This is a genomic window from Pseudomonas sp. 5Ae-yellow (assembly GCF_014077575.1).
In the GTDB taxonomy this organism is placed as follows: domain Bacteria; phylum Pseudomonadota; class Gammaproteobacteria; order Pseudomonadales; family Pseudomonadaceae; genus Halopseudomonas; species Halopseudomonas neustonica.
In genome coordinates, this window is the sequence record NZ_JACGWE010000022.1 from 10317 (window position 1) to 22704 (window position 12388).

General features: G+C 60.3%; 10 protein-coding genes. 3 read left to right on the forward strand and 7 right to left on the reverse strand.

Annotation, left to right across the window (positions count from 1 at the left end):
- Positions 1–20 precede the first annotated feature (20 nt).
- Genes H4J77_RS13305 through H4J77_RS13315 form a run of 3 tightly spaced genes read left to right on the forward strand, consistent with a single transcriptional unit; the run spans position 21 to position 4623 of the window.
- Positions 21–890 (forward strand): branched-chain amino acid ABC transporter permease, encoded by an 870-nt coding sequence (locus tag H4J77_RS13305; RefSeq protein ID WP_182248804.1) that lies wholly within the window; start codon positions 21–23, stop codon positions 888–890.
- Positions 887–3379 carry a branched-chain amino acid ABC transporter ATP-binding protein/permease gene (locus tag H4J77_RS13310; protein ID WP_182248806.1) on the forward strand — a complete coding sequence of 831 codons (2493 nt, stop codon included), beginning with the start codon at positions 887–889 and terminating at the stop codon, positions 3377–3379. Before H4J77_RS13305 ends, H4J77_RS13310 begins: the two co-directional genes overlap by 4 nt.
- Positions 3376–4623, forward strand: coding sequence for an amidohydrolase family protein (locus tag H4J77_RS13315; RefSeq protein ID WP_182248808.1), 1248 nt, complete (start codon positions 3376–3378; stop codon positions 4621–4623). The genes H4J77_RS13310 and H4J77_RS13315 overlap by 4 nt, the downstream gene beginning before the upstream one ends.
- On the opposite strand, the gene H4J77_RS13320 is transcribed toward H4J77_RS13315, so the two are convergent.
- The 7 genes from H4J77_RS13320 to H4J77_RS13350 all read right to left on the reverse strand — a co-directional run bounded on the left by H4J77_RS13320 (position 4597) and on the right by H4J77_RS13350 (position 12328).
- Positions 4597–5292 (reverse strand): GntR family transcriptional regulator, encoded by a 696-nt coding sequence (locus H4J77_RS13320; protein ID WP_182248810.1) that lies wholly within the window; start codon positions 5290–5292, stop codon positions 4597–4599. The genes H4J77_RS13315 and H4J77_RS13320 overlap by 27 nt on opposite strands.
- A 101-nt stretch (positions 5293–5393) precedes the next feature.
- A complete protein-coding gene (locus H4J77_RS13325; protein ID WP_182248812.1) occupies positions 5394–6965 on the reverse strand; it encodes a gamma-glutamyltransferase family protein in 1572 nt (523 codons plus the stop codon).
- Between the two features lie 118 nt (positions 6966–7083).
- A complete protein-coding gene (locus H4J77_RS13330; RefSeq protein ID WP_123889544.1) occupies positions 7084–7752 on the reverse strand; it encodes a TetR family transcriptional regulator in 669 nt (222 codons plus the stop codon).
- Between the two features lie 28 nt (positions 7753–7780).
- Entirely contained in the window at positions 7781–8701 is a 921-nt protein-coding gene (locus tag H4J77_RS13335) for an ABC transporter permease (protein ID WP_123889543.1), read from the reverse strand.
- Positions 8698–9771, reverse strand: a complete 1074-nt coding sequence (locus H4J77_RS13340) for an ABC transporter permease (RefSeq protein ID WP_182248814.1) — start codon at positions 9769–9771, stop codon at positions 8698–8700. Before H4J77_RS13340 ends, H4J77_RS13335 begins: the two co-directional genes overlap by 4 nt.
- Positions 9768–11333, reverse strand: coding sequence for an ABC transporter ATP-binding protein (locus H4J77_RS13345; RefSeq protein WP_220469363.1), 1566 nt, complete (start codon positions 11331–11333; stop codon positions 9768–9770). The genes H4J77_RS13340 and H4J77_RS13345 overlap by 4 nt, the downstream gene beginning before the upstream one ends.
- A 2-nt stretch (positions 11334–11335) precedes the next feature.
- Positions 11336–12328, reverse strand: a complete 993-nt coding sequence (locus H4J77_RS13350; protein WP_182248816.1) for a BMP family protein — start codon at positions 12326–12328, stop codon at positions 11336–11338.
- Positions 12329–12388: the final 60 nt, after the last annotated feature.

Below are 12388 nucleotides of genomic sequence, written 5' to 3' on the forward strand. Positions count from 1 at the left end.
CGCCTTAAAGGAGCATGCAGATGATTACCGCCGCCCTTATCAGCGGTCTCGGCCTGGGCAGTATGTATGCCCTGCTCGCGCTGGGCTTTCATATTACCTACGTGGTCTCGCGCACGGTGAACTTCGCCCAGGGCAGCGCGATGATGGTAGGCGCTGTACTGGGTTACAGTTTCCACATCACCTGGGGCTGGCCGATCTGGCTGGCAGTCCCGATGACCCTGACCCTGTGTGCAGTGTATGGTCTGGCGGTCGAACGCTTTCTGGTCCGACCGTTCAGCTCACGTGGCTCTGAAGCCTGGCTGATGGCGACAGTGGCGGCAGGCATTCTGGTCGACAACTTGGCCATGTTCACCTTCGGCAAGGAACCCCGTCAGTTCACCTCTGAGCTGACCAATACCGGCGTCACCCTGTTGGGCGCCAATATTTCCGTATTGCAGATGCTAATCCCGGTGATCGGCGCTGCGATTGCTCTAGCGCTCTTGCTGGTGCGCCGTTACACCCGGCTCGGCAAGGTTCTGGAGGCCTGCGTGCAAAATCCGCAAGCCGCCATGTTGATGGGCATCCGCGTCAATCGCGTGGTGGCTATCGCCTTTGCCGTTTCGGCGGTTTTCGCTGCGATTGCTGGCATGCTGATCGCACCGCTATTCAACATCAGCGCCGAGATGGGCACGCTGTTTGGCCTCAAGGCGTTCGCCGTGGCGATTCTCGGCGGGATATCCAGCGCCAGCGGCGTCTTTCTCGCCGGCCTGCTGTTTGGTCTGGTAGAGGCCATGGTGACCATTTACTTCGGTTCTGCCTTTACGCAAATTTTCACGTTCGGACTGGTTATTCTGGCGCTCGCGTTGCGCCCCAACGGCCTGTTTGGCAGTAAAACACTGGTGAAGGTATGAGCAAACACAGCAAAACTCTGCTGGCCAGCGGCGTATCAGCACTGGGTATCGCCAGCGTCATCATGGCCTTCACGCTCGACAGCTACTCCCTGCTGGTATTCAGCTTCTTTGCGCTGACCGTGGTCGTCGGCGTTGGCCTGAATATCCTGATTGGGTTGAGCGGGCAGATTTCTTTCGGGCACATCGCCTTTTACGCTATTGGCGCTTACGTGTCGGCGTTGCTGACCATGCAAGGAATTTCACTCTGGCTGGCGCTGCCTGCCGCCGGGCTGGTGTGTGCCATCGCCGGCGGTCTGCTGGCGATTCCGGCATTGCGGGTCAACGGGCCTTATCTGGCGATGATCACTATTGCCTTTGCCCTGGTAGTGCATCACGGGCTGGTAGAGTGGCGCAGCCTGACTGGCGGCGCCAACGGGCTGATGGGCATTCCCATGCCCAGCCTGGGCGACACCGATCCAGCCGTATTACTGGCACTGATCTCCACGGCGCTGATGCTCGGCGCGCTGGTATTTTTCCAGCTGCTGCGCAACAGCGGTTGGGGCCGCGCCATGCGCGCGGTCAAGGCATCCGAGATCGCCGCACGCTCACTGGGCTTCAACCCGGTGCAGACCAAAACGCTTGCCTTTGCTCTCTCGGCGCTGCTAACCGGTATGGCGGGCGCGGTGGTTTCGCCGCTGATGATGTTCATCAATCCGGCGTCCTTTCCATTTACCCAGTCGATTCTCTTTGTCCTGGCGGTGATAGTGGGCGGCGCTGGCACCGTGATGGGTCCGGTACTGGGCGCATTGCTGATCGTGCTGCTGCCGGAGGCGCTGTCCGGCGCTGCGGAATACCGTTTGCTGATCTTCTCCGGCCTGCTGTTGGGCGTGCTCTGGGTGGCACCACGCGGTGTGCTCGGTAGCGCGGCGCGGCTGTGGTTGAAGCCGGTGCAACAACCCGCACCGGTGCAACCCGACCTGGACCAGTTGAGTGCCTTTTTCGCCGATACGCCTTCCAGCAAGGGGCTTGAGGTAAAGGACATCAGCATCCGCTTCGGCGGCGTGCAGGCAGCCAAGGACGTCAGCTTCAGCGCGCCGCCCGGCAGCATCACCAGCATTATCGGCCCGAACGGCGCGGGTAAAACCACTGTGCTGAACATGATCAGTGGCTTTTATGCGCCCAACAGCGGCAGCATCAAACTGGACACCGAAGTGGCCGGCCTCCCCGCGTGGAAGCTGGCCCGCGCCGGAATTGCCCGCACTTACCAGACCACTCAGCTGTTTGGTGAGTTGAGTGTGCTCGACAACCTATTGGCCGGCATGCAACAGGGGCACCTGGGCAATATCGTCAAAGGTGCCAGCGACCAGCAGCGTGCGTTGGCGCTGCAGCTGCTGGCCCTGGTTGGCTATCGCGGCTCGGTCAACAGCCTCGCGGATGAGCTGCCGCACGTGGATCGCCGGCTGGTCGAGATTGCCCGCGCGCTGGCTTCCCGACCGCGCGTTCTGCTGTTGGATGAACCCGCGGCAGGACTTGGCCAGCAGGACACCCAACAACTGGCGGCGCTATTTCACACACTGGCTGGTTATGGCATTGCGGTGATTCTGGTCGAGCACGACATGACGCTGGTGATGGCCGTTTCCGAACGCATTCTGGTGCTCGATGCCGGCCGCCCGATCGCCTGGGGCAGCGCCAGCGAAGTACGCCAGGACAAACGCGTGATCGCCGCCTATCTGGGCGGCACCAGCTATCAGGCGACGCCGCGTGAGCAGCCCTGGAAAGGCTCACGTGACGCACGTCTGTATATCAAAGATTTAGTACTGGACTATGGCGCCGCACCGGTGGTCAACAAGGTCAACCTGGTGGTCAATCCGGGTGAGCTGATTGCCATTCTTGGCGCCAATGGCGCCGGCAAATCCAGCATCCTGCAAAGTCTCGCGGGCCTGCATCCCGCCACCTCCGGCTCTATCCTGCTGGACGACGAAAGTATCCATCACCTGGACGCCAGCCAGATTGCCGCACGCGGCCTGGCGCTGGTGCCCGAAGGGCGACAAATGTTCCCGCAGCTGAGCGTGCGTGACAACCTGATGCTCGGCGCTTTTTCGCGCACCGACAAGGTGGATGCCGATGCCGAGATCGAAGCCATCCTGCGCCGCTTTCCACGCCTGCGTGATCGTATTGATAGCCCGGCCGGGCTGCTGTCCGGCGGTGAACAGCAGATGGTAGCAGTGGGCCGCGGCCTGATGGCCAAGCCAAAGATTCTATTACTCGACGAGCCGTCGCTTGGCCTTTCGCCAGCCATGATCGGCGAACTCTACGACGCCCTGGCGGCGCTGCGCGACGAAGGCGTCACCCTGCTGCTGGTAGACCAGATGGCCAACCTGGCGCTGCAGGTTGCGGATCGCGCCTACGTGCTGGAAACCGGGCGCATCGTCAAATCCGGTACCGCCGAAGAACTACGCGGTGATAGTGCGCTGGAAGCGGCCTACCTGGGTGAAGGAGCAGTAGCATGAGTGTATTACGGGTAATCAACGCCCGCCTGCCGGACCAAAGTGGACTGTGCGAACTGCGTATCGAAGACGGACATTTTGTCAGCAGCTTCAGCCCCGGCCAGTCAGCCGGCACCCTCGACCTCAAAGGCTGCCTGGTGCTGCCCGGCCTGCTGGAAACCCACATTCATCTGGACAAGGCCTGCATCATGAGCCGCTGCCATCTGCAGCAAGGCACGCTCGCTGAAGCGGTCGAGCAGACCCGGCAGGCCAAGGCCTCCTTCAGCGAAGACGACGTGTATCAGCGCGGCGCGCAGGTGCTGGAGCAGGCAATTATTCAAGGCACCACGCACATGCGCACGCATGTGGAGATTGATCCCCAAATCGGACTGACCGGGCTGCATGCGGTACAGCGCCTACGTGAAGACTACGCGTGGGCGATTAGCCTACAGATTTGCGTATTCCCGCAGGAAGGTATGCTCAACAATCCGGGCACCGAGGCCCTGCTGGTGCGTGCATTGCAGCAGGGTGCAGACCTGCTCGGCGGCTGCCCCTATACCGATAGCGACCCGGACGGCCAGATTGAACGGCTGTTTGCTCTGGCACAGGAACACGATTGCGATCTGGACTTTCACCTCGACTTTGACCTCAACCCCAACCAAATGGGACTGAATAAGGTCATCAGCTGCACCGAGCGCTTTGGCTGGCAGGGCCGGGTGACCGTGGGTCACGTGACCAAGCTATCGGCGCTGCCGCGCGATGAACTGCTGCGCAAGGGTGCGCAACTGGCGCAGGCCGGCGTCAATGTTACCTGCCTACCCAGCACCGACCTGTTTCTTACTGGTCGCGAGCACTTCCATAACAAACCGCGCGGCCTCGCGCCCCTGGCGCAGCTGGATCAGTGCGGAGTGACCTGCTCGCTCTCGACCAACAACATCGACAACCCTTTTACGCCCTACGGCGATGCGTCATTGGTGCGTCAGGCCAACCTGTTTGCCAACGTCAGCCAGCTGGGCACAGAGGCCGAATTGCTACGCTGCCTGGCTTGGGTTTCAACGGAATCTGCACGCCTGCTGCGACTGCCGGACTATGGACTCAAGCCCGGCTGCAAGGCGGATTTTGTGGTGTTTGATGCGCCCTCAGCGGCAGCTGTAGTGGCGCAGATCAAAGCCCCGTCGATGGGCTTCAAGGCGGGCCGGCAGACCTTTGTCCGTGAGCAGCCGCAGCTCTTGATGCCCGGCTTAGAGGTCAGCCAGCGCCTGGCGTAAATCAACCTCGGGATCAGGCGCTTCGCTCAGATCGAGCTGGCTTTCCAGCTCATCGAGGTGCTCGATCATGACCCGCACAGCGCGCTCACGGTCGCCCTGGGCCAACGCAGACAGAATCTCCTCGTGCTCATCCGATGCGCAGGACGGCACGTCGTTACGCTGATACAGCGATACGATAAGTGAGCTGCGCACCATCAGGTTGGCGAGAATATCGCTCAGCACCTGATTACCGCTGAGGTCACCCAGCATCAGGTGAAACTCGCTCAACTCGCGCACAATGTCGCGGCGGTCATCCGAATCGGTTGCCTTGCGTTCGTTACTCACGTGGCTGCTGACTCGCTGCTGATGCTTGCGCATAGCCTCAGGCGTAATGCTCTCGACAATCGCCCGCTCAATGGCGCGGCGCGCCACAAACACATCACGCGCTTCGCCAGCACTGGGCTGCGACACCAGGGCGCCCCGGTTCGGCTCAATGGTGACGATGCGTTGCAAGGCCAGTCGCTGCAGCGCGCTCTGTACATGATTACGGTTTGCCTTGAGCGCCTCGACTATCTGCGCCTCGACCAGACGGGTACCGGGACGTAGGCGATGCTGGGCAATGGCCCGCGATAACGCATCAAAGATACGCTGCACTTCCGCCTGTTTAGTGGTTTGGATTTTCGCGACCATGATTCTCTCGTCGATCCCACCGGCGGGAGGCCGGCGGGAGATACCTTGCAGGTCAATATTATGACCCCACGCACACTGCCGATACAACCGGCCCGCCCCCCTCAGCCGAGCTGACCCAGGGCTGCCCCCTGCCCGCGCGGATCATGCATCGCATAGCGCCGCCCATCGGTTTCGATGGCAATAGCACCGGCCTGGCCGGTAAAGGGGCTTAGCGCAGGAATACCCTCTACCTCATGCCCCAACGCTGCCAGCTCGCCCACTACCGCAGGATCGATGTCGGCCTCCAGTTTGAGGTTGTCGGTGCTGTCGAAGAAGCTGCGGCCAAGCAGAAAACGCGGCATACGCAGCGCCTTGTCTATCGGCTGCGCGAAGTCCACTAGCTGCGTCGCCAGCACCATCTGCGTTTGCGGCTGACCATCACCACCCTGGGTACCGAAGAACAAGCGCCGGCCATCGTCCGCCAGATAAGCAGACGGATTCAGCGTATGCGCCGGTCGTTTGCCCGGCGCCCAGGCGTTGGCATGCTGCGGGTCGGCATTGAACCCGGCCGCGCGGTTTTGCCAGAGCACACCGGTATCGCCCATTACGCAGCCAGAGCCGAAGTCATGAAACAGGCTCTGGATCAGGCAGGCAGTGCGGCCTTGCGCGTCGGTCGCGGCCATCCAGATGGTATCAGCCGGGCGCCCTTCCTCACTCCAGGCAGCGGCCCGTTGATCATCGATGATGGCGGCATAATCGCGACCACTAGCATCCGAGAGGCTGGCGGCATAGTCCCAATCAACGAACCCAGGATCACAGAGCTCGGCATTGCGCCGCAGCAATCCCTGCTTTATCGCCTCGACCAGATAATGGTAATAACGCGCACTGCCGTTACCGCATGCGGCTATCGCCTTGTGCTGCAGTGCCGCCATCGCCTGCAAGGTGTAAAGCCCCTGACAGGGCGGCGCAACGTTATACAAGGTGCCCTGGCGATAGCGAATCGACAGCGGCGCGCACTCTTCGGCGCGGGTAGCGGCGAGATCTTCACGGCGTAACCCACAGCCTATTCGCTTAAAGGACTCGGCAAAGGCGCTGGCTAGCTCACCGTGGTAAAAGTCCTCTACGCCATGGCGAGCCAACTGTTCAAGGGTGTTGGCCAACTGCGGCTGACGCAGAAGATCACCAGCCTGCAACCAGCGCCCATCCACCTGGCACAACGCTTTGAGATCCGGCAGGGTTTCGATCAGCGCCTGGCGCTGCTGCTGCCAAAATAAATGTGATTCGCTCACCTCGGCGCCCGCACGCGCCACCTGCGCAGCCTCACCAAGCAAGTCCTGCCAGCCCATGCGTGAACCCCACTCGCCCCGGCTGATGTTATGCGCCGTCTGCCAACTGGCCAGCGCACCGGCCGTTGTGGCAACAGCGCTAGGGCCGCGCAAGCCAATCACGCCGCCATCGGGCAATAGCTGCCCTGCCTGGCCGATCCCCACAATGGTGCGCACCCGGCGATCATGAATCATCCACAGTGCATCACCACCCAGCCCGGTCATGTGTGGATAGACCGCTGACAACATGGCGCTGGCCGCCAGCATGGCATCAATCGCCGTGCCGCCCGCATCCAGAACACGCATGCCGGCGGCGCTGGCCTCGGAATGGGGAGTACAAATGACGCCTGCGCGCGATTCAGCCAACATGCCAACCTCTCTTCTTCTCTAGCGATAGTTGTGTTAATTGCTAGCAATGCAAGCAAGACCCGTTCCAGCCTCACGCCCTAGCTCAAGCGAAAACCTGTATGGGAATTTGTTTTTTGCTCTACGCGTTAACCGGAGCCAGAAAAGCGAAAACCATTTCGCGTGCCTGCTCGCGATGCTGGAGCTGCCATGCAGGGTCAAGCAGATCATGCCGAAATATCTGTGACAGGGTATAGGCGTTCGAGCGATGGAAGTACGCGAGACTGACAATAGTCACGTACAGGTGCAGGGGATCAACATCCGATCGAAAAACCCCCAGCTCAGCGCCACGCCGTAGCAAGGTAGCCAGCGCCGCAATCACCGGCGAGGCGCGTTCGGGGATGCGCGTCGACCGTTGCAGAAAGGCTGCCTTGTTAAGGTTTTCTGAGGACAATAGGCTCATCAGCTCAGGATGACTGGCAAAGTGACCGTGAATGAAGTCGAAAATCCGGTGCACGCCCTCGCGCGGACTGACGTGCTCGAAATCCAGACCTAGCTCATCTTCACGCAACTGATCCAGCACATGCTCAAGCACCTCGATATACAGCTGGTCCTTGCTGCCAAAGTGGTGATAGATCATCCGTATGTTGGACTTACCGGCACGTGCGATATTTTCAATGCGCGCGCCACTGAAGCCATTGGCCGCGAATTCGCCAACCGCCGCCGCAAGGATCCGCTGGCGTGTGGCAGCAGCATTACGCGGCGGCCTTGAGCGCTTGTTTTCGCTGCGGGAGGTGGGGGCAGCTTCCATGTCGATCATCCAGTTATCAGAGGTGAGTTCAGCTTCGACTATAGGGCTGAGCCAGCGAGCCCGGCGCGGTCTGACGACCGATCAGGCCCGCAACAGCAATCAGCGCCAGCACGTAGGGCAACATGATCAGCAGCGCATTGGGCACCTGGATGCCGATCGCCGGTAAAAAGAACTTCAACGCAGCTGCCGCACCAAACAGTAAACAGGCAAGTACCATACGACCGAGCTTCCAGTTACCGAAGATGATAGCGGCAATTGCCAGGTAGCCGGCACCACTGGTCATACCCTCGGTAAAGGTATGGATGTCTCCGATGGAGATAAAGCAACCGGCAAGCCCCGCCATCAAACCACTGAACAAGACCGCCAGATAGCGCAGACGTGCAACCGACAGCCCGGACTTGTCGACCGCTCGAGGTTCGGCGCCACAGGCATGCAGCGCCAGCCCGAGTGCAGTACGGTGCATTACCAGCGCCGTCAGAAGGATGATCAGCCCGCCCAGATAGAGCAACCAAACCTGATCAAACACCTGGTCCCCCCACAGCGGAATATCACGCAGCACAGGCGGTGACCACTTGCTCAGACCCGGTATTGCTTCGCTGGAGCGGCTGCCGAAGATTTCTCGATAGGCCAGGGTAGTCGCACCCAACGCGAGAATATTGATGCCGATCCCCGTAACGATCTGATTAGCCTTCAGGGTAATACTGAAGAACGCCTGCAGCAACGCGACTGGCAGGGCAGCGAGGGTACCGAACAGCAACCCGATCAACGGGTTACCGGTATACCAGGAGGCCAGAGCGCCAGCGAAAGCGCCCGTCAGCATCATGCCTTCCAGGCTCATGTTCAGGACACCGGCACGCTGACTGACCAGCTCACCCGTTGCACTCAGCAGCAAGGGGGCAGCCAGACGTATGGTTGAACCTATGAATACCGCCATCATTTCCCAGCTCATACGGCTTCTCCACGACGATTAATCAACGTGACGGCCGCCAGCGTGAGAATGATCACCCCTTGCACTACCAGCACCAGCGCCGAAGGCACCTGCGCCACCATTTCCATGTAGATCCCCCCCGAGCGCAGGAAGCCGAATAGCAAAGCACCCGCAAAAACCCCAGCAATAGAGCCCCGAGCCAACAGCCCGACCACCAGGCCGTCAAAACCGAAGCCAGAGGAAAATCCCGCTTTCAGGGAATACTGCTCGCCCTGCAACATAAAGCCGCCAGCCAAACCACCCAGCGCGCCGGCGATGAACATGGCCAGGATAAGCGTGCGTGCAATCGGCATACCCGCACGATGTGCGGCCTGTTGATTGAGCCCAACTGAACGCAGGTGCATGCCAAATAGCGTGCGCCACAGCACCAGCGCAACCAAGGGGCCAATCACCAGCACCGCCGGGAGCCCGACATGCAAAGGCATTGATGGATCACCGAAAAAGAACGGCAGCATGGTGCTGGACGGAATCTCGAGCGACTCGGGCAATGTTCCGGAATTGGACATGGGTTGACGCAAAAGCGCGCTGGACTGCACACACCAGTAAAGCAACCAGATGCCAATGAACGACAGCATCAGAGTGCTGATAACCTCATTGGTACCGGCCTTGACCTTGAGCACGCCCGGTAAACCGCCCCAGAGTCCGCCTGCCAGCGCAGCAGCCAGCAACGGCAGAATAAATGCCAGCCCCAGTGGCAGATCGGCTACGCCACCATAGAGGCTGACCGCAGTCGCAGCGATGCCACCCACTGCAATCTGCCCCTCACCACCTACGTTGATTAACCTGGCACGCTCGGCCAGGACAAAACCGATACCTACCAAGGCGAACACCAGCGAGCGGTTTATCGACGCGGCAATGGCATAGGGTGACCCCCAGGCGCCCTCGGCGAAAGCGCCCAGCGCCTCGCTGACGGAGGCCCCGGTCGCAGCTACCAGGGCGACACCAAATAGCAATGCGATGAGCACCGCGGTCAGGGGAATCAATGGCCGCAGCAGCGGCTGTGGCACACGTTGCAAAAACGAAAGGCTCATGGAGTTTGTCCCGCCATCATGGCACCAATACGAGCACGCTGATCCGGCTGCGCCGGGCAACTGCCCATGATGCGCCCGCGATACAGCACGACAATACGATCAGCCACAGTCAGCAGCTCATCCAGTTCTGAGGAAATCAGCAGCACCCCAACCCCCTGATCACGGGCCGCACGAATATGGCCATATACCGCCTGTACCGCACCCACATCCAGACCGCGTGTAGGTTGCGAGGCAATCAGACAAGTGAGGTTGCGCAGAGTAAGTTCACGCGCCAGGACAGCTTTCTGCTGATTACCACCCGAGAGGCCGCCAAAGCGACTGTCGACACTGGCAGCACGCACGTCAAAGCGCCGCATCAGCTCGCTGGCAGCCGCACGCATTGCCGCGCGATCAAGGCAGCCCCAACGCTGAAACTCATGCAGCCGGTTGAGGAAAATATTCTCCGCCAGGCTCAGGTCGGTGATACAGCCCGTTGCATGGCGATCTTCCGGCACCACACCCACTCCGGCACGGGTAACCGCTTGTGGCGACGCACCACTGAGCTCCTCACCGTTGATGAAAAATCGTCCTCGGCTCGGGCTGCTCATGCCCGAGAGCACCGACGCCAGCTCACTCTGACCATTACCCTCAACGCCGGCCACGCCGATAATCTCGCCGCGATTGAGCACCAGCGTAAAGTTATCCAGACGCGTTACGCCCTGCACATCGGTAACACCCAGGCCATCTACCTGCAGCACCTCGTCCTGCAGGCGCGTTGACCGGGATGCAGCAGCGGCAGGCGGCGCAGGGCTATCCGGCGCATGCTGAATCATCGCCTGCACCAGGGCATCCAGCTCGTCCGCCGGATGCTCCGAGTGCGCCACAATACGACCACCACGCAGCACCGTTACCCGGTCAGCCACCTGCTTTATTTCCGCCAGTTTGTGCGTCACCAGCAGCACACTGCAGCCCTGCGCAGCGACCCGCCGACAGACCCGTAACAAGGCATCAATTTCATCCGGCAGCAGTACCGCCGTCGGCTCGTCCAGCACCAGCAGACGCGGTTCACGCATCAGGCACTTTACGATCTCAACCCGCTGACGTTCGCCCACCGAGAGCGTACTGATCAGTGCGTGCGGGTCCAACTGCAAGCCATACTGCTCGGCCAGGCGCGCAACCCGGTCAGCCATCGCGCCGCGCCGTAAAAATCCATGCGCCTGCCCGAGCAACAGGTTGTCGACCACACTCAGATCAGAGACCAGACTGAAATGCTGGTGCACCATGGCAATGCCTTGGGCGAAGGCATCCGCCGGGCCCTGGGGCTGGTAAACACCGCCATCGAGTAACATCTGTCCGGCGGTTGGCTCATGTACGCCAAATATCAGATTACAGAGGGTCGACTTGCCCGCGCCGTTCTCCCCGAGTAAACACTGGATTTCACCGGGACGAATCTGCAGCGCGACGTCCTGCAAGGCCTGAAAACTGCCGAAGCGTTTGCCGATCGATTCCAGCTGCAGCCAAGGCTGACCGGCCTTGGCTGCATGCTGCTGGGACTGATGCATGGCGCTGGCGCTGTGCTCCATGTTCAGCCCTCAAGTACTGAAATCTTGCCGTCTTTGATGTCCTGCATGATCTGCTCGAGCTTGTCTTCCATCTCGGGCGTGGCATTACAGACCTGCATATCCGCAGCTTCAGGCCCCATATTCAGGCCGAACGCCTTGTAGCCGGGAACCCAGGTGCCGGCAACTGCCTGATCGATAGCGTACTGCACCTGATAGCCAACACCGGTAATGCTGTAACCGACATAAAGCGGATCGCTGCCGCAACGGTTGGTGTAGCTGCCGACGATGTGGGTGCCCTGCTCCTTGGCTGCCTGCTCCATGCCGCGCAGACCCAGGTTGAGAATGTGATAGTGCACATCGGCGCCCTGGGCGATGGCGGCGAGCGTCGCTTCCTTGGCCATCGCGACGTTGTCGAAGTCGCCGGTATAGTTCTCGATGAACTTGATATCGGGGTTGATTGAGCGAGCGCCATTACCGAACTCCGTACCGGCGTTGACGATAGAAGGCAGCTCCATGCCGCCGACATAGCTTACGCCACCGGTCTTCGACAACATCGCGGCTGCGGCACCGGCAACATAGGCGATCTCAGCCTGTTTGACATCGTAGCCAGCCACATTCGGCGCTTCAGTGCCCGCATTACCGCCAACAATCGAAAAATGCGTATTGGGGAAACGCTTGGCTACTTTGAAGACGGCAGCCTGAGTCTGACCACCGATCCCGATCACCAGCTCGTTGCGCGATGCCAGGTTAGTCAGCGCCTGCTCCATATCGGCATAGCTGATGTTCTCGATCATCTGAACCTTGATCTCACCCTCATGGGTCTGCTCGGCGGCCATGAGACCGTCGTAGCCTGACTCCATCCAACCTTTGTCAGACTTGGAGCCGGGAATCAGCACACCCACCGTCAACTGATCAGCAGCCTGCACCTGCGGTACCAGAAGAATTGCGCTGGCCCCCATGAACAGCGCCGCAGTAAAAGACAGCACAACTCCACTACGCGATTGCAGATTAGACATTCTGGCACCCCTTTTGCAGTTTTCGAATAAGTAAGTAAACGTTTACTTAATTTACTAAAG

Bases quoted from the DNA above. Each gene is read 5' to 3' on its own strand.
- H4J77_RS13325 (WP_182248812.1), bottom strand. From the start codon at position 6,965: ATGTTGGCTGAATCGCGCGCAGGCGTCATTTGTACTCCCCATTCCGAG.
- H4J77_RS13340 (WP_182248814.1), bottom strand. From the start codon at position 9,771: ATGAGCCTTTCGTTTTTGCAACGTGTGCCACAGCCGCTGCTGCGGCCA.
- H4J77_RS13345 (WP_220469363.1), bottom strand. From the start codon at position 11,333: ATGGAGCACAGCGCCAGCGCCATGCATCAGTCCCAGCAGCATGCAGCC.
- H4J77_RS13320 (WP_182248810.1), bottom strand. From the start codon at position 5,292: ATGGTCGCGAAAATCCAAACCACTAAACAGGCGGAAGTGCAGCGTATC.
- H4J77_RS13310 (WP_182248806.1), top strand. From the start codon at position 887: ATGAGCAAACACAGCAAAACTCTGCTGGCCAGCGGCGTATCAGCACTG.
- H4J77_RS13330 (WP_123889544.1), bottom strand. From the start codon at position 7,752: ATGGAAGCTGCCCCCACCTCCCGCAGCGAAAACAAGCGCTCAAGGCCG.
- H4J77_RS13350 (WP_182248816.1), bottom strand. From the start codon at position 12,328: ATGTCTAATCTGCAATCGCGTAGTGGAGTTGTGCTGTCTTTTACTGCG.
- H4J77_RS13315 (WP_182248808.1), top strand. From the start codon at position 3,376: ATGAGTGTATTACGGGTAATCAACGCCCGCCTGCCGGACCAAAGTGGA.
- H4J77_RS13305 (WP_182248804.1), top strand. From the start codon at position 21: ATGATTACCGCCGCCCTTATCAGCGGTCTCGGCCTGGGCAGTATGTAT.
- H4J77_RS13335 (WP_123889543.1), bottom strand. From the start codon at position 8,701: ATGAGCTGGGAAATGATGGCGGTATTCATAGGTTCAACCATACGTCTG.